Source organism: Posidoniimonas polymericola, assembly GCF_007859935.1.
Taxonomy (GTDB): Bacteria; Planctomycetota; Planctomycetia; order Pirellulales; family Lacipirellulaceae; genus Posidoniimonas; species Posidoniimonas polymericola.
The window spans coordinates 544,761-566,078 of record NZ_SJPO01000003.1 but is presented as its reverse complement, the minus strand read 5'-3'; the positions used below and the strand labels follow the sequence as shown (position 1 = coordinate 566,078).

At 66.3% G+C, this 21,318-nt stretch carries 15 protein-coding genes; 4 read left to right on the top strand and 11 right to left on the bottom strand.

Going from position 1 to position 21,318, the window contains the following annotated elements:
- Nucleotides 1-516: 516 nt before the first annotated feature.
- Both Pla123a_RS09010 and Pla123a_RS09005 read right to left on the bottom strand, forming a co-directional pair.
- Entirely contained in the window at nucleotides 517-5,190 is a 4,674-nt protein-coding gene (locus Pla123a_RS09010) for an autotransporter-associated beta strand repeat-containing protein (RefSeq protein WP_197527813.1), read from the bottom strand.
- A gap of 452 nt (nucleotides 5,191-5,642) precedes the next feature.
- Entirely contained in the window at nucleotides 5,643-6,005 is a 363-nt protein-coding gene (locus Pla123a_RS09005; RefSeq protein ID WP_146586032.1) for a hypothetical protein, read from the bottom strand.
- A gap of 598 nt (nucleotides 6,006-6,603) precedes the next feature.
- Here Pla123a_RS09005 and Pla123a_RS09000 point away from each other — a divergent pair.
- The gene (locus Pla123a_RS09000) at nucleotides 6,604-10,536 is read left to right on the top strand and encodes a beta strand repeat-containing protein (RefSeq protein ID WP_197527812.1); all 3,933 of its coding nucleotides are present in this window, start codon (nucleotides 6,604-6,606) and stop codon (nucleotides 10,534-10,536) included.
- Between the two features lie 76 nt (nucleotides 10,537-10,612).
- Here the strand turns inward: Pla123a_RS09000 and Pla123a_RS08995 are convergent, their stop codons facing one another.
- Nucleotides 10,613-11,464 carry a CvpA family protein gene (locus tag Pla123a_RS08995; RefSeq protein ID WP_146586028.1) on the bottom strand — a complete coding sequence of 284 codons (852 nt, stop codon included), beginning with the start codon at nucleotides 11,462-11,464 and terminating at the stop codon, nucleotides 10,613-10,615.
- Between the two features lie 741 nt (nucleotides 11,465-12,205).
- Here Pla123a_RS08995 and Pla123a_RS08990 point away from each other — a divergent pair.
- The 3 genes from Pla123a_RS08990 to Pla123a_RS08980 all read left to right on the top strand — a co-directional run bounded on the left by Pla123a_RS08990 (nucleotide 12,206) and on the right by Pla123a_RS08980 (nucleotide 13,936).
- Complete coding sequence (locus Pla123a_RS08990) at nucleotides 12,206-12,472, top strand: flagellar biosynthesis anti-sigma factor FlgM (protein WP_146586026.1); 267 nt, start codon at nucleotides 12,206-12,208, stop codon at nucleotides 12,470-12,472.
- Nucleotides 12,473-12,636: 164 nt separating this feature from the next.
- On the top strand, nucleotides 12,637-13,152 hold the full coding sequence (locus Pla123a_RS08985) for a Fur family transcriptional regulator (protein WP_146586024.1): 516 nt from the start codon (nucleotides 12,637-12,639) through the stop codon (nucleotides 13,150-13,152).
- Nucleotides 13,153-13,165: 13 nt separating this feature from the next.
- Complete coding sequence (locus Pla123a_RS08980) at nucleotides 13,166-13,936, top strand: SDR family NAD(P)-dependent oxidoreductase (RefSeq protein ID WP_146586022.1); 771 nt, start codon at nucleotides 13,166-13,168, stop codon at nucleotides 13,934-13,936.
- 9 nt (nucleotides 13,937-13,945) lie between these two features.
- On the opposite strand, the gene Pla123a_RS08975 is transcribed toward Pla123a_RS08980, so the two are convergent.
- The 8 genes from Pla123a_RS08975 to Pla123a_RS08940 all read right to left on the bottom strand — a co-directional run bounded on the left by Pla123a_RS08975 (nucleotide 13,946) and on the right by Pla123a_RS08940 (nucleotide 21,307).
- On the bottom strand, nucleotides 13,946-14,764 hold the full coding sequence (locus Pla123a_RS08975) for a hypothetical protein (protein ID WP_146586020.1): 819 nt from the start codon (nucleotides 14,762-14,764) through the stop codon (nucleotides 13,946-13,948).
- 203 nt (nucleotides 14,765-14,967) lie between these two features.
- Nucleotides 14,968-16,392, bottom strand: a complete 1,425-nt coding sequence (gene purB, locus Pla123a_RS08970; protein ID WP_146586018.1) for an adenylosuccinate lyase — start codon at nucleotides 16,390-16,392, stop codon at nucleotides 14,968-14,970.
- A gap of 348 nt (nucleotides 16,393-16,740) precedes the next feature.
- Nucleotides 16,741-18,150 (bottom strand): HD domain-containing protein, encoded by a 1,410-nt coding sequence (locus tag Pla123a_RS08965; RefSeq protein ID WP_146586016.1) that lies wholly within the window; start codon nucleotides 18,148-18,150, stop codon nucleotides 16,741-16,743.
- A gap of 209 nt (nucleotides 18,151-18,359) precedes the next feature.
- Nucleotides 18,360-18,950: a hypothetical protein gene (locus tag Pla123a_RS08960; protein WP_146586014.1), complete on the bottom strand. Its 591-nt coding sequence runs from the start codon at nucleotides 18,948-18,950 to the stop codon at nucleotides 18,360-18,362.
- Nucleotides 18,950-19,525, bottom strand: coding sequence for a hypothetical protein (locus Pla123a_RS08955; protein WP_146586012.1), 576 nt, complete (start codon nucleotides 19,523-19,525; stop codon nucleotides 18,950-18,952). The genes Pla123a_RS08960 and Pla123a_RS08955 overlap by 1 nt, the downstream gene beginning before the upstream one ends.
- Before the next feature lie 12 nt (nucleotides 19,526-19,537).
- Complete coding sequence (locus Pla123a_RS08950) at nucleotides 19,538-20,086, bottom strand: hypothetical protein (RefSeq protein WP_146586010.1); 549 nt, start codon at nucleotides 20,084-20,086, stop codon at nucleotides 19,538-19,540.
- Nucleotides 20,076-20,630 carry a hypothetical protein gene (locus Pla123a_RS08945; protein ID WP_146586008.1) on the bottom strand — a complete coding sequence of 185 codons (555 nt, stop codon included), beginning with the start codon at nucleotides 20,628-20,630 and terminating at the stop codon, nucleotides 20,076-20,078. Before Pla123a_RS08945 ends, Pla123a_RS08950 begins: the two co-directional genes overlap by 11 nt.
- 20 nt (nucleotides 20,631-20,650) lie before the next feature.
- A complete protein-coding gene (locus Pla123a_RS08940) occupies nucleotides 20,651-21,307 on the bottom strand; it encodes a hypothetical protein (RefSeq protein ID WP_146586006.1) in 657 nt (218 codons plus the stop codon).
- Nucleotides 21,308-21,318: the final 11 nt, after the last annotated feature.

The following is a 21,318-nucleotide window of genomic DNA, read 5'->3' as shown; positions in this document are numbered from 1 at the left end:
CTCAGCTCCGAGCCCCATTGGGCGGCCGTTTCACGCTGCTATGGCAGTGTTTCTCGCTCCTCCTGCTGCTGCCCTGCCCTCCAGGTTTTGTCCGAAACTTCGAGCCGAGGGGACAAAACCCCCGCGCGTTCTCATCCCCAAGTAACCTCCCGCGGAAGCCGGAGGGCGGCCCCGCTCGCACAGCGGATCCATGCGAGCGCGCAGCACTACCCAAACTGCCGGCTTCCGCCGGCAGCTGGTGAGTTCGGGCGTAGAACCAGGCTTTAACCTGCGATCTGCTTAGCCCCCTATTGGACCACGCAAGGCGGCGATTCTCTACCACGAAATGTGAGCAGGTGCTTGATAGCCGCACGATGGACCTCCCACCGTGATGGCCCATCAGCAGCGGGGCGTTAGCCCCCGGTTCGGCCCCGCCTAGGGAGCAGGACCAAGAGAACGAACCGCCAAGTCACTAAGGCCGCCAACCGAAAAGAGGGGCGTGTTCACGGGTGGCTTGCCCCAGCAGGGCGTGGCGCATCACCAGCGGCGCCGCCGCTGCCAACCCGACGCTCCCAGGAGCAGACAAACCAACAGCGTCGCAGCAGGCTCGGGGGCCGTATACACCAGCAGGAGCGTCTCTCCTTGCTGCTGCACGGTGAACTGCGCAGCAGCCGGCATGCCCAAAGCGCTCTCAAATGGCCCGGCGTCCACCACGAACAAGCTCCGATCAAAACCTTCGATGCTCGCCGCAGTTGCGATGAGCCAGCTCTGCGATTGGCTGGGGTCCCAGTGATCGACCGTGCCGAGCGGCCCGCCGTCCACAACCGAGGCGACGCGGATGACTGCCGGTTCCTCGGGAGTGCTCTGGACCAGAAGCTGCTCACTCACCGCCAGGAGGTCCCACCCGTGCTGGACACCGGCGACGCCGAGCGCGTCGGCAATCTCCCACTGGTACACGGCTCCAGGCCCGAACGTCAGCGAGCCATCGATCGACAACACGCCGGGCGAGTCCCCTGGCGACACAGAGGCGCCACCAGCGAGCACGACATCGCCAATGAACTGACCACTCCCCGCCAGACTGCTGGTCGCGCCACTGAGCATGACGCCCGCCGGCGTTCCGTCCCCAACAAGCGCGAGCGTCGTCCCTTCCGCAAGCTCAATCGAGCCATTGAACTCGAAGGTGTCGTTTCCTTCGAGCCGCAGCTCGGCGTAGGCCGAAGCGGGAGACAACGCGCCGGCCAGCTCCACGAGGCAGTCAAACGACGTCAACGTCGCGACCCCGTGGACGATCAGGTCCGACTCGATCTTCACCCGCTCCTGGAACAACCCCACGTTCCCGTTGACGCCGCTGCCGGGCGCCTGCGCAACGACCAGGTGGGAGCCAACATCGAGATGGATCTCCCCGGCGACCGAGGCGCGCGTCTCGGGTGATTTGGCGCTGCCGGAGATGAACAGGTGCGAGTAGCCCGCCACCCGTTGCGTTCCACTAAGCGAGGCCGCGGCGGCACTCAACTGAAGCACACCTCCCGCAAGGTTTAGGTTGGCGTGGAGCGGCCGGTCGACAATCAGCTGCGACTCGGCCGGAACCGTCACAACGGCCTCGCCGAACGGGGCGCCACCCGATGTTGTCACGCGGGACGCGGCGAGCGTCAGCGGCTTCTCGTACCGAAACTGTTGACCGAGTCTAATAGGGCCGCCGGTCAGCCGGAGCTCGCCACCCAAGGCGGCAAAATCGGCATTGAGCAGCATCAACGCCTCGCGCCCGACGCCCGCTTGGATCACAAGGTCTCCTTCTCCGGAAACCGGGCTCGTGATCTCGGTGGTCCTCTCGCCGCCCCTGATGGTCCCGCCCCCCGGAAGCAGTTCGATGGACGCCGACACCCCGCCGGCGTCCTCCATGAAGAGTACGCCCCCGTCGAATCGCAACGGCCGTTTCGCGAGGGTAGTATCCGACCCGACCTGCAGCGTGCCCCCGGTCTCGATCGTGATGGCAGCGGGCGACACCGCCCCAGTGGGATCCGGCGAATAGTACGAGTCGAGCACACCGCCCTCGATCGTGATCGGCCCGGTGTACAAACGCAGCGTGGTCGAGTAATCGGCTACCCCCGAACCGACCTTCCTGAGTGGCCCGTCGCCGACGAGATCGAGCGCTGAGATCGAGCCCGACTCGAGCAGAATGCTGCTGGGCGTGACCTGAGGCCTGGCTAAGCTCTCGCCTCGAAGATTGCCCGAGCCGCGTACTTCAAGCCGTCCTACTGAACGGGCCGAGTCTCCGCCAGTCAGCAGCGAAAGGTATCCGCCGTTGACCGCCACGTCGCCGCCGTCGGGGAGAGCCTCATCGTGGTCCACGAATAACCGCGCGCCGTTGTTTACTGTCGTAGGGCCGGTGTAGGTATTGGCGCCGGAGAGGCGCAGGTCGCCCGAAACCACCGTCAGCCCAACTGGGCCGGCAGCCCCGTCAACGATGCTAACCTCAATCTTACCGCCGCCGGAAGCGAGGAGCTCGCCGCCCGCTTCGCTGCCGACGGTCAACTCCCCCTCTCCTAGCACGCGTGATAGAGAGCGTCCCGACAGGGCGCCGCTGCCGATCGTCAGCCGATAGCCAGCGAGGTCGACCTCGCCGCCTGCAGTGGTGAGCGAGTTGATGAGTGAGTCGCCGTTCAGCGTGCCGCTGTTCTGGAGTCGGACGTTGTCGCTGCTCGTCGCGGACGCCAACTCGGTCGCGTAGCTGTGGATCTCGCTGTAGGGGACCACGCCATTGGGGCCGTAGGTGGCCAGCTCTCCGTTGGCCAGCGCCCAGCCGCCGATGAGCCCATCGTCGAGCGCCGGGGCGTTGTCGAGCATGATCCGAGCGGTGGGGCCAGTCGAGAAGGCGACCGCCGCGCCCGGTTGCCGAACCAGAGAGTCAACGCGTAGCACCGCGGAGGTTTCGGCGGCGGTTGGCGCCTGAGCGTCCAGGCCGCTCGTGCCGTAGGAGGCCGTCACTTGGCCGATGTTCTCGGAAACCGGCGCGCCGCTCCGTCCGATGAGCGATACGGTCATCCCGTTCGACAAGATCGGCACGCCGTCCGGCAGGCGGTCTGAGAGGGCGGCCTCGCCGGAGTTGTCGAGCTCTAGGCTCGCCCCCGGCCCGCCGACGATGCCGCTGGTCGAGCTGAGTCTGCCCGAGTCGATCAGTGACACCCCCCCGCCAACCAGTTCGGTCGCGCCGCCGTAGGTGTGATTGCCTCCCCGGACGACGCCCCCCAGCCTAATACCCGCGCCCTGGATCGAAGCGTTTGGGCCGAGAATGCCTCCGACTTCTCCGACGCCGGTACCCAAGTCAAGCACGCCGTCGAATACCGAGCCGGAGCCCACCGAGACAACGGCGCCATGACGCCCCGGCACGCTGTTGAGATAGACGGCCCCGCTGTAGGCGCCGGTATTCTTCAACTCGAGTCGGGTGGTCTCATGCGGACTCAAGTAGATCGCGGCGGGCGAAGGGCCCGCGCCGCCTTCGATGACCAGACGGCCTTCCTCAAGGTCGATGCGTTGAAAACTGGACGCCGCGCCGTCAGCCAGGTAACCCGAGGCCGCTCCCTGCTTGACGAGGGTTTTCTGACCGGTGAAGTTACCGCTCAGCTTGCCGCCGCGGAACTGCACGCCACTGGTGAGGTTCAGCGTCGCCCCCTCTTCGACCAATACCGCCGTGAAGTCGGAGCCGTCGTCCCCACCGATATCGCCAGTGTCGAGCACCAGCTCGCCAATGCTGACCTGACCGGCCACGACCAGGTTGGCTCCGGGGACCGCGTGCGTCGGCGCCAGCCGAAACGGCGTGGAAGAGAGGTCATGGTCGCCGGACAGTCGCAACACGCCCTGTTCGACGAAGGCCTCGCCCGCGAGTTCCACCGGCCCCGAGAGCTCCGCGTCGCCGCGGTAGTAAGAGTAGAGGTTTCCCCGCGCGGAGAGCCCGGCCTGCAGTCCGACTTTGTTCATAATGCCAACGGACCCCGTTCCGCTGACACTGCCCTGCAGCAAGAAACCATCAGGGGTCGAATACTCGCCGAGAATGATCCCCTCGCTGTACTGCACGTCCGTCGAGAGAATCACCGGCGTCGCCAAGCTGGATTGCCCCTCGCCACTAAGCCGCCCCGATCGGATCGTGATCTCGTGACCATAGGGGACCTCTGCTTCGGAGAGGACAAGCCTGCCGCGATCAACAGAGATCCGCTCGCCGCGACCACCGCCGGTCAGCACCAGCTGCCCACCCATCACCCGCGTCACGCCGACGGTATCGCCGAGCTGCGCGCCATTGATCATGTGCAGCGACACGCCGGCACCGATGACGGTGTGCCCCGTGTAGTCAGCGTCTCCAATGAAATCGATGTAGGCCGTTAGAGCGGTGGGAAACGTCGCCTCCCGGTTCTCACCTGAGTGGAGAAAAGAAAGCCCGCCGTCACCTGTAATCGAGCCCCTCAGGATAAGTTTCGTGCGACCGGCCGACTTGATGGTGTTGTCGCTAAGCAGCGAGAGATTGACATCGGCCTCCACGCTGCCGATGGGGTGCAGCGGGACCGCCGCCTGAAGCGTGCCGCCGTTGAGATTCAGGCTTGGCAACGAGTATCGACTGCCAGGGAGTTCGCCCGTGTCGAACGGCGATACAATTTTCAGCGTCCCGCCCGGCGCGACGGTCGCCGCGGTGTGCGCGAGGATCTGCGTCCGCTCAAGCCGCAGCTCGCCCGCCTCGATGTCAACACCGCCGGTCAGGCCGCTGAACTCGCTCGCCAGCACGACCGTCCCGTCACCAACCTTGCGCAGCGCGCCGTCCTGCATGGTCACTCCCCCGGAAAGCACTACGGACGCGAACGAATTCGCTTCCAGCTCCAGGGGGTTCTGCGCGGCGACGATAATCGGCGTGGCGACGTTGAACGTTCTGCCGTTGCTGTTGGCGATGGCCGAGATAATTGCAGAGGCTCCGGCCAGATTGTCGAGAGTTATGCCCCCCTCGCCATCGAGGACAACGCTGCTGTGGCCGCTGAACTTCAGCTCGCCGACGGTGACCGGCTGGGACACACTCGCATCGACCATCGGCCCACTAGCGCCAAACAAGCGAGCCACGTCGCCCGGGCCGTTCGGCACATCGCCGAGCCAGTCGTTCGGATCGAGCAGCCAGTCGGAGCCGGTCGACGGGATCCGCCAAGCGGTTTCGACCGCCCACGCGGCAGACGGCAAGATGCACGCTAGTAGACCCGCCAGAAACGAACACCCGGTCACGAAGCTGATTCTACGAGTGACCGCGAGACGCGATTGATTCATTAAAGTCTGCTTGGAAGAAGAGTCGCGTCCAATCGCCGCCGGTGCGGAAGCACATCCGAAACTTCAGCACACGCAGCTGCTCGATGGATTGGAGGAGGCGGGGGAAGACGATCTCTGACCGCTTCAATCTCGCCAGCGGTCATCCGCTATAAGCTACTTGGCCGTGCTGGCCCAGTCAAATAGGGCAAGAAGAAGCGTCACCGTCGAAGCAGGCAGGCTGCGCTACCTCAGAGATTAGAGAGTTGAAAGCCGGCGACTTCTAGAAGCTCGTTCGGTCTCGATGCGATGGCTTCGGCCCCCGAGAAAGGCTGCCCTACCCCGTTTGCCGCCCGCAAGCTAACGCGTGGCGGCAAACACCACACGAACCCTCACGGGTTCGGATTCGGCCACGACGCGGGTTGGGCCGGCACGCCGGACGGTTGCGGCTGGTAGGGCGGCTGCGCGGCGTAGCCGGGCTGCGGTTGGGGCCAGGCGCCGGTGGGCGCGCCGCCGGGGTTGGCGTTCGGCCAGCCGGTCGGTTGTGCGGCCGGCTGGGGCATGGCCTGACCGGTAGCGGGCCAGCCCTGGCCGGCGGGCTGCTGGCCGTGCGGCTGTTGGTTGGGCCAGAGGGGCTGGTTCGACGGCATATTGGGTTGGGGCTGGCCCGGCATCGGTTGGCCGGGCGCTGGCTGGGCGCCCTGCTGCAGGCCGGCCTCGATCCGCTGGATCACCGGGCCGATGACGTCGTGCACCTCGGGCGGGACGACCGAGTGCGTCTTGTTCAGCGCGACCGCGATCGTGCGGCCCGACTTGGTCTGCAGGATCCACTCCTTCTGACCCTGCGGCAGCAGCGTGACCGCGAAGAACGTGATGCCGACGCACCACAGGAAGCCGCGGGATGCTCGCCTCTGGAATGCCCTGAGCTATCGTCGGGCGCCATGGAGCCGCGACCGTTGCCACGCGATGCAAACGGGGCGGCACGGCGCCCGGCCATTGCTTGACAGACCATAGTAGGCCAGATAGCCTGCCTACACCTTCACACCTTGGACGCTCTGGCATGTTTGCTTTTCTCAAGTCTTGCTGCGTCTCCTGGGTCTTCGTCGCGATGCTGGCAGCGACCGTAGGCTAGTCCCTCTGGGTTCTGCTCGTCGTCACCGCGTTCGCCGCTCTTCGGCCGCGTCGCCTCTGGCCGTTCTCGCCAGAGAGCCTCTCCCCACGAAGGGAAAGAGGACTGTCTCCCGCTGCGCCGTTAGGGCAACGCTGGGGACTGGCTCCGCCGCTGATCCACCTTGCAGGAGGGTCCTAGGCATGCTTCGCGCATCTTGTTCTGTACAGAGCTCTTCGATACTGGTGTTGCTCTCACTGGCCGCCACCGGGCTAGGAGCCGACCTCACTTCCATCTGGGATAACGGCGCGGGCGACTGGTCGGACAAAGCCCACTGGGACTCGGCCAACTTCCCCAACAACGGCAACGGCGGGCTCACCTTCGACGCGGTGGTAGGCGGCGGCGAAGTGTCCGTCGACCAGCCGATCGCAATCGAGGTCCTCCACTTCAGCGCCGGCGCCATCGGCGGTTCCGACCCGCTCAACCTCTCTTCGCTCGCCTGGTCGGGAGGAGTGTTCAACGGCACGGGCGTGGTGACCGCCGCGGGCGGCGTGATCGACGCCGGCTACGGCGGAGCCGTCTACCTCGACGGAGCCGCGCTCCACCTGACCGACGACCTCCAGTGGAGCCGCGGCTTCATCAGCTACCTGACTGCCCGCGGCACGATTGAGGTCGCCAGCGGCGCCACCCTCGCCAAGACCACCCTCCTTGAGGGCTGGAACTACCACCTCGACGCCAACCTCGCCGTCGAGTCTGGCGGCAGCTTCCTCCACGACAGCGACGAGACCACCTACGTCTACGGCGCCCTCCTCAACAATGGGACGCTCCATGTAGAACAGGGGGTGCTCTCGCTGCAAGACTCCCTCTCGGGATCGGGGCAGGTCGTCGTTAACGCCGGCGGCACGCTTCAGCTCTATGGAGGGTCGCACACCCCCGGCAACGACTTCAGCGGCGCCGGCACGGTCCAATTCTCCGGTGGCGACGTCGAGCTCAACGGCGTCAGCTACGCCGTCGGGACTACCGTGGTCGACGGTGGCGTTGTCGCCTTCAACACCGGCGGGCCGCTCAGCATTGGCGGCATCGATCTTGGCGCCGGCGCCATCGGCGGCTCCGACGCGCTCAACCTCTCTTCGCTCGCCTGGTCGGGAGGCGTGTTCAACGGCACGGGCGTGGTCACCGCCGCGGGCGGCCTGATCGATACTGGCTACGGCGGAGCCGTCTACCTCGACGGAACCACGCTGCGACTGACCGACGACCTCCAGTGGGGCCGTGGCTTCATCACCTACCAGACTGCCCGCGGCTCGATCGAGGTCGCCAGCGGCGCCACCCTCGCCAAGACCACCCTGCTCGAGGGCTGGAACTACCACCTCGACGCCAACCTCGACGTCGAGGAAGGAGCCCAATTCCTTCATGACAGCGACGAGACCACCTACGTCTACGGCACGCTCCTCAACAATGGGACGCTCCATGTAGAACAGGGGGTGCTCTCGCTGCAAGACTCCCTCTCGGGATCGGGGCAGGTCGTCGTTAACGCCGGCGGCACGCTCCAGTTCTATGGAGGGTCGCACACCCCCGGCAACGACTTTAGTGGCGCCGGCACAGTCCAATTCTCCGGTGGCGACGTCGAGCTCAACGGCGTCAGCTACGTCGTCGGAACGACCGCGGTTGACGGCGGAGCCGTCGCCTTCAACACCGGCGGGCCGCTCAGCATTGGCGGTCTCGACTTTGGCGCCGGCACGATCGGCGGTTCCGACCCGCTCAACCTGACGTCGCTCACCTGGTCGGGCGGCCTGTTTAACGGCACGGGCGTGGTTACCGCCGCGGGCGGCCTGATCGACACGGGCTACGGCGGAGCCGTCTACCTCGACGCAACCACGCTGCGACTGACCGACGACCTCCAGTGGAGCCGTGGCTTCATCACCTACCAGACTGCCCGCGGCTCGATCGAGGTCGCCAGCGGCGCCACCCTCGCCAAGACCACCCTGCTCGAGGGCTGGAACTACCACCTCGACGCCAACCTCGCCGTTGAGGAAGGAGCCCAATTCCTCCACGACAGTGACGAGACCACCTACTCCTACGGCACGCTCCTCAACAATGGGACGCTCCATGTAGAACAGGGTGTGCTCTCGCTGTACGGCGAGCTTGCCAACTACGAGCCGGTCGGGGGCGTGTTGACCGACGGGACCTACCGTATCGCTTCGACCTTGCAATTCCAGAATGCGGCGATCGCGACGAACCGGGCCGCGATCGAGCTTGTGGGGCCCGGCTCGGCGATCGTGGACCAGGCAGACCAGAACGCATTGTCGGCGTTGTCATTGAACGATACGGGCGCCTCGCTGCGGCTGCTCGGCGGCCGCGGCTTCTCGACCTCAGCGGCACTGACCAACCGCGGCGCAATCGAACTGACCGGCGGCACGCTTACAGCGGCTTCGCTGATCAACGCGTCGGCGGGCTCGATTACCGGCTTCGGCAGTGTCGCCCAGCGGCCGAACAACTCCGGCCTGCTGAAGGCGGTCGGCGGCGTGCTCGCTCTTGAGAACGGCGTCGTCGGAACCAGCGGCAAGGTGGAGGCCGCGACCGGCGGTACTGTAAGCGTCTCGGCGGGCGCGCAGAACAGCACGGCCAACCAGCTCACTATCCGCAGCGGAGGCATGCTCGCCCTGGGGGTCCACGACTTCTCCGTTGCGGGCGACTTCCTCAACGAGGACGCAGGCGTTGGCAACGGCTTTGCTCCCAGGACCGGAGTCACTGGGACGGGAAAGATCCTGGCGCCGGTGGGGGTTACGCAGTCAATCGTTGGCGACGTTACCGGGGGCGGAGCCGGTGCGAGCGCGACGCTCGCCTTCGGCAATATCCACGTTGGCGGCACGGCGACCGCAACCTATCGCGTCCAGAACAATGGCAGCGGTCCATTGCTGCGAGGCGCCGTCCAGACCAGCGTGAACGGGGCGAGCGTTACTGACCCACGGCTGACCGGTTCCGGCGTCACGCCGGGCAACTTTGCACCGATCGTCGCCGGGGGGAATTCGCCGAACTACGCGGTGACGTTTACGGCATCGTCGGCGGGGGCACTGGCTGGCCAGAAGGTCCACGTCGCCAATAATTACGACAATGTTTCCAACCAATTGGTAGAGTTCTCCGGCGCCGCCTACCGCCTCGCCAGCCCCTCGGCCCACGCGCCGGAGCCAGTGGCGTTGCCAATCGTCCACATCGGCGATACCGCCCAGCAAACGCTCTCGCTCACTAATACCGCGGCGGCCGACGGCTTCTCCGAGTCGCTCGACGCGGCGTTCGCCGGGGTTACCGGCGCCGCCACGGCGGCCGGTTCCATCAGTCTGCTCGCGCCCGGGGCCGCCGAGTCGTCGAGTCTGGTCGTTGGTCTCGACACGTCAACCGCCGGGGTTAAATCGGGGACGGCGACGATCAGCCTGACCTCCAACGGCGCCGGAAGCAGTGGCCTGGGCGCGACTGCCCTAGGCACACAGACCGTAAACATTCAGGGACAAGTGAATCACTACGCGGCTCCAGCCATCACCAAGGTGGCCGGCGCCGGAACGCTCTCACCGATCGGCCCCAACTCGTACCTGCTCGACCTCGGCTTGATCCCGCTTGCCGGCGTCGGCGCCGTCGTGGAGCTTGGAGTTCTGAACGACGCCCTCGCGCCCGCCGACGAGCTGGCCGGCGACTGGTCGCTGGCCGCGTCGGGGTTCGTGCTGGGCCAGTTCACCAGCTTTGCCGGGCTGATGGCGGGGGAATCGATTACAGGACCTACCGTCAGCGTCGGCGCCTCGATTGCCCAAGACCTGTCGGGCACGATCACCCTGCTTCCTCTGAGCGAGAACGCTAGCGGCTACAGTGGGCAGCTCACTCCGGTGTCGATCACGGTCCAAGCGAGCGTCGTCCTGGCGGGCGACTTCAACGACGACGGCGTTGTCAACGCGGCCGACTACACGACCTGGCGCGACAACCTCGGCGCCGCCGCTGGCGTTCTGCCAAACGACATCGATGGAGGAGCGATCGGCGTCGCCCAGTACAACACCTGGAAGACGCACTACGGGCAGGAGACCTCGACGCTTGCGTCCGCCAGTACGGCGGCCGTGCCTGAACCCGCAGCAACGCTGCTGCTGGGAGTGCTCGCGTGCATGGGGCTCAAGCGTCGCACGCGATCTGGTCGCTGAGGCGGACGGAGCCCGATACAGAATTGCGCCGCCCAGCAGGGCCCGACATGATCGGGTGCTTCGGCCCTCAGTAGCCTCACGGGCTCGGGTTCGGCCAAGCCGCCGGCTGGGCCGGGACGCCCGATGGCTGGGGCTGGTAGGTCGGCTGCGGCGGCTGGGCGGCGTAGCCGGGGTTGGCTTGGGGCCACGCGCCGGCGGGGGAGCCGCCGGGGTTGGGATTGGGCCAACCGGTTGGTTGACTCGTCAGTTGGCCCGCTTGTTGACTCGTCGGTTGGCTGGCCGACTGCCCGGTGGCGGGCCAGCCTTGGCCGGCGGGCTGCTGGCCGTAGGGCTGCTGGGTGGGCCAGAGGGGTTGGTTCGACGGCGTACTGGGTTGGGGTTGGCCGGGCATCGGCTGGCCTGGTTGGCCGCCCTGCTGCAGGCCCTGCTCGATCCGCTGGATCACGGGGCCGATGACCTGGTGCACCTCGGGGGGAACGAACGTCTGCGTCTTGTTGAGGGCGACCGCGATCGTGCGGCCCGACTTGGTCTGCAGGATCCACTCCTTCTGACCCTGCGGCAGCAGCGTGACCGCGAAGAACGTGATGCCGACGCACCACAGGAAGCCGCGGGCGGCGCCGATCAGGGCGCCCATCTGGTGGTCGAAGCCCTCCATCTTCACCTTGTCGATGGCGCCGCGGACGACGCGGAAGCCCATCCAGATGAAGAACGAGGTCACGATGTAGATGACCAGCATCGCCACGAACTTGTTGAACGGCGCCGAGTCGCCGAACATCGGCGCGAACTGATCGGCGAACTTCAGCGCGACGAAATAGCTGGCGATCAGCGAGCCGAGGTACGCGATCTGCCAGGCCATGCCCTTGGAGTAGCCGTGCAGGGTGAGGCCCGCCAGCACGGCGATCATCAGGAAGTCGTAGGGCTGAAACATCAGAGCGGTTCGGACGGTGGGAGGAAGGGCCGCGTGACAGGCGGAGAAGTATACCCAGGGGGCGCCCGACCACGAATATCAACCGGCTATCAACCGCCCGCTGGCGCCGCCAGCAACAACCGGCGTTGTGCGACTTTCCCGCAGAAGTTACCCTCCGGCGAAAATACCGACAGAACCCCTACCCGGCCGCCGCCGTACAAGGGGCTGGGCCGCCGCCGGTTGCGGCGGCGCCACAGTGCCTGTTGCGGCGGCGCCACGCCGGTTGCGGCGGCGCCACTGGGCCGGGCGATCCGTGTTGCCCCGCCGCGACATGACAACGTAAAATCAGCGGCGTGGGACCCTCGGGCCCACGCAAGATCGGAATACCCTGAAAAGTGAGCGTGCCCGCGCTGACTGGCCTTTTGACGAAACGGTGGATGGATTGCCCCTGGGGCGTCGATCCTCTCAGTACGCTCGTCGAAGGGTCACGCAGTCCGCGTGACCGCCGCATGGAGGGGCGCCGCGATGCCGACCTGGCCAGGACGACCTGGCCACCACAGAACCTTTGGTTCTGAGGGGTCGACACCAGCGGTGATCGTGGTAGATGGATCCGCCACACGACCCGCTCCGGGCATTGGTCTAACGACCGGCCTGGGGACGGGGAGCGATGACCAGACTGTCTTACCACTCACAACCTTCGTAAGTTTCGTTCCGCCAGGCGACCGGCCACGGCGGGGCAGCGGCACAACGGGGAGCTATAAGATGCAGATTCACGGCGCCACTCACGTTCACGGACCCCAGGGCCTGTCGGGCCCCCACTCGACCCGCTCGGCGCAGGGCGCGTCGGCGCCGCGTCCGCAGACGGTCGACCAGTTGGACATCTCTGCCGAGGCGTCCGCCGCCTCCCAGGCCGCCGAAGTCCGCACCGATCTGGTGGCTAACCTCAAGAGCCAGATCGCCTCTGGAGCGTACGAGACGCCCGAGAAGCTCGACGCGGCCCTCAACCGCCTGCTGGACCAGATCGGCTAGCGGCCGAAAAGCGGCGCTGCCGCCGCACGGCTTCGGTTGTTGAAACCGCCCGACCGATCTAGAATATGAGCGTCCCTCGCCAAGGCCCGCCGGGGCCCTCCCGAGGATTCTATGCGCAGACGCGTGGCCGGTTTCCCGTCGCCGCGCAAACGGTCGAAGGCAGCATGTCACAGGAAGCGTCCCAAGATTTCTCGCTCGGCAAGGTGCAGGTCGCGTCGTCTCCGCAGGAGCGGTTCGACGAGTACCTGCAGAGCAAGGGCAAGCGCACCACGCAGCAGCGTCGGGCGTTGGTCGAGTGCGTGTTCGAGGAGCACGACCACTTCGACGCCGACGAGCTGCTGGAGATGATCTCCCGCCACGCCGAGGGCGCCGGGGTGAGCCGCGCCACCGTGTACCGCACGCTGGACGAGCTGGTCGAGGCCGGCCTGCTGCGCAAGATGGACCTCGGCGGACGCGCCGTCTACGAGCACGACTACGGCTACCCCCAGCACGACCACCTCTACTGCCAGCTGTGCCGCAAGCTGATCGAGTTCCGCAGCGAGGAGCTGATGGCGATCCGCGACGCCGTCGCCGCCAAGCACAGCTTCCGCGTCACCGGGCACCGGCTGATTGTGTCGGGCGTGTGCGAGGAGTGCAGCCACAAGCGGCACCGCCGGCACTCGCCCCTCGACCTCATTTAGCGGGCGCGAGCGGATGGAAACGGTCCTCATCACGGGCGCCAGCTCCGGCATCGGACGCGAGCTGGCCCGGCTGTTCGCCGCCGACGGCGCCCGGCTGGTGCTGACCGCCCGCCGCGAGCAGAAGCTGCACGAGCTGGCCAACGAGCTCAAGCGCGATCACGGCGCCGAGTCGATCGTGATCCCCAAGGACCTGGCCGACCCGGCGGCGCCGCGTGAGCTGCTCGACCAGCTCAAGGCGGCCGAGGTCGAGGTCGACGTGCTGGTCAACAACGCCGGCTTCGGCGCCATCGGCCGGTTTGTCTGGCTGCCGGTCGAACGCCAAACCGCGATGGCCCAGATGAACGTCGTGGCCCTGACCGAGCTGACCCGGCTGTTCACCCAGGGCATGGCCAACCGCAAACGGGGCGGCGTGCTGAACGTCGGCTCGACGGCGTCGTTCCAGCCCGGGCCGTTCATGAGCGTCTACTACGCCAGCAAGGCCTACGTGCGGTCGTTCAGCGAAGGCATCGCCTACGAGTTCCGCCGCGCCGGCATCACGGTGACGTGCCTCTGCCCGGGCCCTACCAAGACCGAGTTCGGCGAGGACTCCGGCATGGAGTCTACCCTGCTCTTCCGCTACGCGATGCCGGTCGAGCAGGTCGCGCGGGCCGGCTACAACGGCTTCCGCCGTGGCAAGCTGATCGTGGTGCCGGGCGTGCTCAACAAGGTGCTGCGGTTCGTTTCTTGGGCGTCGCCCCCCGCGCTGGTGCGGCTAGTGGTCGGCAGGCTGCAGCGGCCGAAGTAGCCTCGCCTGTTAGCCCGCCCGACGGCGGAACACGGCAAGGGCTAGCACGCTGAGCACTAGCCTTGCGGTGCTCGGCTCCGGCACGCCGGCCAGGCCCCACTCTTCAAAACCGCCCGACGCGCCAAAATCTCCGGTGAAACCGGCTGGGTCGACGCCCTGCAAACCGAACTGCGAGTACAGCGTCACAACGTCCGAGGCGGCGAAGCCGCTAAACAGCGAGAGCGGCAGGTACATGTCGACGTCGCCCGCGCCGCTGCCGGAGTTGAGGTTGGCGTTCATCGCAACCCAGTCGTCACCGCCGGCGTCGAGCTGGTAGACGAGTGTACCGTCGTGATCGAGGATGCCGAGCGTGAACGTGTCGACGTTCGAGTTGGGCGTGCCCCCGACAAAAATCTGCACCTCGTCAAGCGAGATAAACTCGGCCCCGCCGCCGATGGACTCGTTGAGGTCGAGGCTGAACTTGAGCGACGGCACGCCCGCTCGATTCACCACTGGGGCGTCGCCCAGCTCGATCGAGTAATTGAAGTTGTCCGCGCTCTTGTTGTCCAGCACGTTGTTGACGGTCGTGTTGTACGCCCGAGAGATGGTCCCGTTGCCCTGCGGGCTCTGCTGCACAAACGTGTCGAAGCCGCCGGTGCCGGTGGCTTGGACGATGTTGGTGTCGAACTCCGCGGCGACGATCGAGCCGCTGCTGCCGGCGGTGGTGAGGTCGACAAACGCGGCCGAGGCAATGCCGCAGTCGGGCGGTGCGACGAGCAGGCCGACAATCAGCGAGGCGGGCAACGCGACGGCGCGGGCGCACGCCGGTGCAGAGTAGTTGCGGGTCATTAGGCGGACTCCTGAAGAACTCGGTGAGAAGAGCGGTCGCGCTACGCGTCGGCCAGTTCCCTGCCAGGTGTCCCCTTGCGCACTACTGCCACCCTAACTTCGGCAAACCGAAACGGCAACGAAATTGCCGCCCAAGGGTCCAGAATCCCGCAATCGCCTCGCAAGCCGCCGTTCTCGATGCCGCTGCCCCCAGGCCGGACGGCCTACACCCGCAGCTCGTCGCCGCCGGCGGACTGCTCACCAAGCCGGACCAGGATCGGCTCGACCACCTCGTTGAGGAACTCGTCGACCTGCTCCGGCGCCCGGCCGACCAGGCCGGCGGCGTCTACGGCGGCGTCGATGTCGACGCCGGCGAAGGCCGGGTCGTTGCGCAGCCGGTCGAGCAGGTCGTTGTCGCCACCTTGCTGCTTGACCACCGCGGCCGCCTCCTGGCTGTGCGTGCGGATCACCTCGTGCAGGTCCTGCCGATCGCCGCCGGCGCGGACCGCCTCCATCAGCAGGTTCTCGGTCGCCATGAACGGCAGCTCGGCCGCCAGGTTCCGCTCGATCACCTTCGGGTACACCACCAGCCCGCTCGCCACGTTGTGGTAGATCGACAGCACCGCGTCGACGCCCAGCAGCGCCTGCGGCAGCGACAGCCGCCGGTTGGCCGAGTCGTCGAGCGTCCGCTCCATCCACTGGGTGGCGTGCGTGTCGGCGCCGTTGGCGGTGAGGCTCATCACGAACCGGGCCAGGCCGCAGATCCGCTCGCTCCGCATCGGGTTCCGCTTGTACGCCATGGCCGAGCTGCCGATCTGGTTCTTCTCGAACGGCTCCTCGAGCTCCTTGCGGTTGGCGAGCAGCCGGATGTCGGTCGCCGCCTTGTGGCAGCTCGCCGCCACGCCGCCGAGGGTGCTCAGCACGTGCGTGTCGACGCCCCGCGGGTAGGTCTGGCCGGTTACCGCGTAGGTGCGTTGGAAGCCCATCTTCTGCGCGACCAGGGTTTCCAGCTCACGGACCTTGGTGTGGTCGCCGTCGAACAACTCGAGGAAGCTCGCCTGGGTGCCGGTCGTGCCCTTGGTGCTGCGGGCGCACAGCACCGCGATGCGGTGCTCGACCTCCTGCAGGTCGAGCACGAGGTCGTAGCACCACAGGGTGGCCCGCTTGCCGACCGTGGTCGGCTGGGCCGGCTGCATGTGGGTGAAGCCGAGGGTCGGCAGCGCGCGGTGCTCGCGGGCGAAGTTGTCCAGCGCCTGGATCACGGCGACAATACGGTCGCGGACCAGCTCGAGCGACTCCCGCAGCAGGATCAGGTCGGTGTTGTCGACCACAAAGTTGCTGGTCGCGCCGAGGTGGATGATCGCCTTGGCGCCGGGGCACTGGTCGCCGTAGGCGTGCACGTGGGCCATGACGTCGTGCCGCAGCTTCTTCTCGTAAGCCGCGGCGTTGTCGAAGTCGATCTTGTCGACGTTCTCGCGCAGCTCGTTGAGCTGAGCCTCGCTGATCGGCAGGCCGAGCTCGGCCTCGGCCTCCGCGAGCGCGACCCACAGCCGCCGCCAGGTGCTGAACTTCTTCTGCGCCCCCCACAGGGCGGCCATCTGCCGCGAGGCGTAACGGGTGATCAGGGGGTTCTCGTAGTACTCGGACATTTTTTGGCTGCTGTCGGTTAGCTATTGGCTGCTGATGGTATCCACGGTTCTCCGAACCGAGAACTAGCGACTCGGAACCGTGATCTTAAGTTTGTGTAGCGTTTCATGGCCGGCTAGATTTCCCGGCTCGGAGAGCCGGGGATACATTCGGTTGAAAAAGGGGACTGGCTCGATACCTTGAGCAAGTCTTGCCCTAGCGTTGTCTCGCCGCGGTTTCGTGCCTGTCCCCTTTTTCGGCCACCGGGTGAGGCACGCAGAAAAGGGGACATGCGCTGCTTCCTCGCTCTGCAAAGAGACCAGCTCCTAGCGGCCGCGAGCCAGTCCCCATTTCTGCTCTGTTGGCTCGGCTCACATATTCGTCAGATCGTCCTCGCCGCGGCTGCCGACAATCGCGTCGAGCGCCGCGCCGACGGCGCTCGCCTGTTCGGGCGTGTGGTCCTTCTTGAGGTAGATCCGACACGCGCGGTGCGCCAGCGGCAACTGTCGGAACAGCTGGTCGTCGGTCAGCGGGTACACCTTGCCGGTCGCGGGGTTGAACTGGAAGTTCTGGCCCGCGGTCGCGGCCAGCGCGTCGGGCCGGTAGATGTGCCGCGGCAGGTCGATCTGCATCGGCACGTCCTGAACCCCGAGCGGCAGCGTGCTGCGGAGCACTTGCTCGAGCACGGTCTCGTCGGCGAAGATGCTCGTCTGCTCGCTCTCGCCCTCACGGATGGTCTGGTTGCGGTCCTCGACGCAGATCCAGTCGACCTGCCGCTCCAGCAGGCGGTCCCACCGCTCGCCCAGTTCGCGGGTGCGATCGTCATCGGACCTGCTCCACCGCGACACGTCAATCAGCAGCGACCACTCGGTGAAGCCACGGTAGTCGTTGAGGTGCTCAAGCGGGTTGCCCGGGAACAACAGCTCGCGGCTGTCGCGGAACAGGCCCTCGAGCGTCTTGTCGATCGCCCGCACGGTGCGGTGGAAGTAGACCGCGCGGAACAGCTCGCTCTTGGTCTGCATGAACTTCAACAGCGCGTTGATCCCCTTCTGGTGGATCGTCAGACCGCGTTCGCTGAAGAAGCTGTACCGCAGCAGCCGGTCGAGGTCGTACGCCCGCGGGCTGTAGCCCGACATGTACGCGTCGCGGAGCACAAAGTCCATGTTGTCCACGGTGTAAAGGCCGCAGAACAGGCTCCTCAGCAGGATCAGCCAACGCGGGTGCTGGTCGGCGTCGTGCGACTTGGGCCGCGTGATCAGCGTGCAGACCTGCCGCGGGTCGAGCGTCGCGCTCTCCACGATCCGCGTGTTGGGGCACTGGCGGACGCCGCGGAGCAGGTCACCCAGTTCGTGCTCGATGATGTGGGCGCCGAGGGTCTCGTGGTTGAGGCCGAAGTGCGGCTTCAGGAAGTGCGCGTCGAAGAAGTGCCCGAACGGCCCGTGCCCCACGTCGTGCAGCAGCGCGGCCATCCGGGCCAGGCACTCGACGTAGCCGCGGCTGGGCACGTCGCCCTTGCAGACCTCGCGCAGGCTGGGGTAGAGGCCGTCGACCGCGCGGCTCGCCATGTGCATGGCGCCTACCACATGCTGGAACCGCGTGTGCTCAGCCGACGGGTAGACCCACCAGGCGGTCTGGAGCTGGTGGATCTGCCGCAGCCGCTGCAGCCACGGGCTGTCCAGCAGCTGCCGCTCCGAGACCTCGCCCTCGGGCACCTTCGACGTAAACGGGATGTAGCCGTGCACGGGGCAGTGCAGCAGGCTCTCGCGGTTAAAGTCCTTCATCCGGGTATTCTGAAGGGGGAAGGCAAACGGCGGAAGGGGGAGCCGTTTTCGCACGGAGCCAGTCTCAGAAAGTAGCCGGCGAGCTACGCCTCGGCGGGAGTCCAGGGGAAGTCCTTCCTGTCGAGTGAGAATCAACACCGGGGTCCCCGGCGAGGCGTAGCTCGCCGGCTAGGGGGGATCGCATCAAGAACCGTTCATGCGGTAAGTGGTCAGTCTTCCCGGCGTTCTGGCAATTGGTCGGGGAGCAGCGGTGCATCACTCGGCCTGCGTGTTCGCCCGCAGTAGCGAACCGCCGTGGGGCGGCCCAGGGCGACCAGCGGCGCCCATAAACAGAGGGCGGCGACCGCAAGGGTCGTGAGGTGCACGATCGTCCACAGCCAAACCTGCGACGGCGGCACACTGTAACCGAGGAATGCGAAACCCGGAGACGCGACCACGCCGCCACCCGGCGAGGCGGCCCCGAGACCAACGACCACCAGAACAAAGGTCATCAGCGATGCGTAGAGCAGCAGCACCAGCCGCGACAGCAGACGGGATCGTGGGGTGCGTAGCCAGATCCCCAGCAGCGGCAGCGGACCCCCGGCGAATACCGATGCCGTTATGAGAGCGGCGACGCTCGTGACTCCAAACTGCCTCGTATCCGACACCAGAACCGCTAGGAACAACAGTGAGTAGAGCGCCAGGCAGGCGACCGACACCTTCACGCTTGCCGGCATGCCGCCGTACTCACCAAGCGGTGGCCTGACGCGCTCGGCCGCCACTCCAGGCGAAGCGTACGGGTTGTCTGGTGCAGACGGCATCACGAGATCGGGCTCCTCTCGATTCGACTAGCCGGCTCTTCTTCGCCCCACCGGGCAGCGGGCTCGAAATGTCGCACCGCCGCGCGTCGGCCGAGGGCGAAGTAGGCAATCCAGAGGGACGCCGCCTGAATCCCGAGGGGGAGCGCCATGAGCACGAGCCGCAAGTTCTCCGGGATCGACGCCCCAAACATGAACGGCTGTGGCGTCGTGTTGAGGAATGCCCCGCGGCGCCACATCGCGTAGCCAAACGCCACCACCCACAACGTCATGAGCACGGCGCCCGCGAACGAGAGCACGCGTCCCCACAGCCGCGCGTAGCGGTTCCTCTTGAAAAGCCCGTTTGCAATGCGCGCACCGGCCAACGCCGGCACGCCCGACAACACCGCGATCTCCCACAGCTGAGCGCCCTCCCGCCAGAACTGCACGCAGATACAGAAGGCCAACAGCGTGAACAACGCCACGCCGCTGATCGCTAGCTTGACGCTCGCGGGGCGGGCGCCGAGCAGCTCCGCCGGAGCCTGGGGCTCGGCAGTCGACTCGGGCGACACGTACGGGTTGGGCGTTGGCGTAATCACTACACAAGTCTATCAAACCGGGTCGGCAGGTTGGTCGGTTGGCAATTGGTGCTGGAAGAACCGCCGCGCCGACCGGGTCATCAGCCCAACGCAAGCCGTCCCCAGCAGCGTGGCGAGCGCCGCCAGCACCACGGTGGCGACCCAGTAGGACGGCAGGGCCGTGTTCGTCGGCACGGGCACACCGTTGAACTCCGTATCGTGGACCCCGATTCCCCACCACCGCTCGGCCACGAAGATCGCCACGGCGCCCGCTACCAGCACCGAGAACATCGCCGCGACTATCGCGGAGAACCCAAACGCCGCGGCGCCGGCGACCGGATTCCGCCGACGCATCCCCTCGACTACCCCGGCAATCAGCAGCAGCGGAACGAGGTGGAACCCTAGAAAAGCGGCCGAATCGCCGTACTCGGTGAGCCATCGCAAAAGGTTCGCGGCGACGACTGCCCCAAACAGGAGCAGGCAACCGATAGCGAGCTTGACGCTGCTGGGCATCGGGCAACACGGCGGAGCGGCGTCGCCCGCCTTGGGCGACGCGTAGGGATTCTCGGCTTCAGTTGTCATTGCCCAAGCTTGCGATCGGCCCAGAGAAATAAGTCCGTGCCGACCTTCGGCCCAACGCGAAGACGGGGATCCACAGACCTAACGCCACCGCAGCAATCGAGCCGACCATGAACAGCTCGAATGCTGGACGAACGCTTTCGGAGATTGGAATCCCATAGTACGAGGTGCTGCTGCTCACGACCGTGCCGGCTGGTGGCCTGAACATCAACTCAATGACTGCGATCAAAGCCAACGTCATCATCACCGCAGAGGTCAACGCCATGAATCGACAACCACGCCGCGCTAGTTGAGTACGCACTCGCACACATACAAGCATGATCGCGATCGCAGAAAGAGGAATGACCGCGGATAGCAGCAACTCCTCGGCGTCGGCGCCAGAAAACAGGCAGCCCATTAGGTTGAGACCGAAATAGAGGCCCACGGCGGTAAAGCATCCTCTCGACAGTTGTACACTGCCGGGCATGTCACCGCGCGGCATGGCAACGGGCTCTGAGTCTCCTGGTGACGCGTAGGGGTTGCCACCTTCTGCATGCGGATCGCTCATAAGCCCCATCCTACCAAGACTCACCTTGCAGTGACGTTCGGCTGCGTGGACTGGGGCGGACGCCACTCGTGGCCGCAGCCGCTGCAGTGCAGATGATCCGCCGACCGGTTGACGGCCGTCACCCGCTTGCCGTGGCACTCGGGGCAGAGCAGGTAGAAGTACTGCCGGGCGGTGGTGGTCCCGAGGGTGAAGAACACCGTTAGCAGCAATACAGCGGGGATCACGTAGATCGACATCCCAAGTACTAGCGACAGCGTCATCTCCCAACCGCCGAACGGCGCGCCCGCCTGCTGCATGCTCGACTGGAAATCGGAGTCGGAGTAGAAGCCGATAAGGCTGATCGTGCTCACCGCCACTAAGAGCATTATCAGAGAGCCAAGCCCGACCCCCATCGCCCGGGCGCAGACCCTGCTGAAGCGGTTGCGGCGGAAGACACCAACCAGCACCGCCACCCCGCCGCCGAGCACGGCCATCAGCAGCAGCTCATAGAACGACACCCCGCCCAACGCCAGCAGCAACGACAACGCAGCCAGTGTCAGCCCTAAGAACGCGATGAGCGAGCCGATCGCCAGCTTCACGCTGCCCGGCATCCGCCCGTGCAACTCCACGAGCGGGTCGGGCCGCGGAGCGTCTTCCGACTGGGGGGCGGCAAACGGGTTGTTGTCGGCGATGGGCACGATTGGTTACC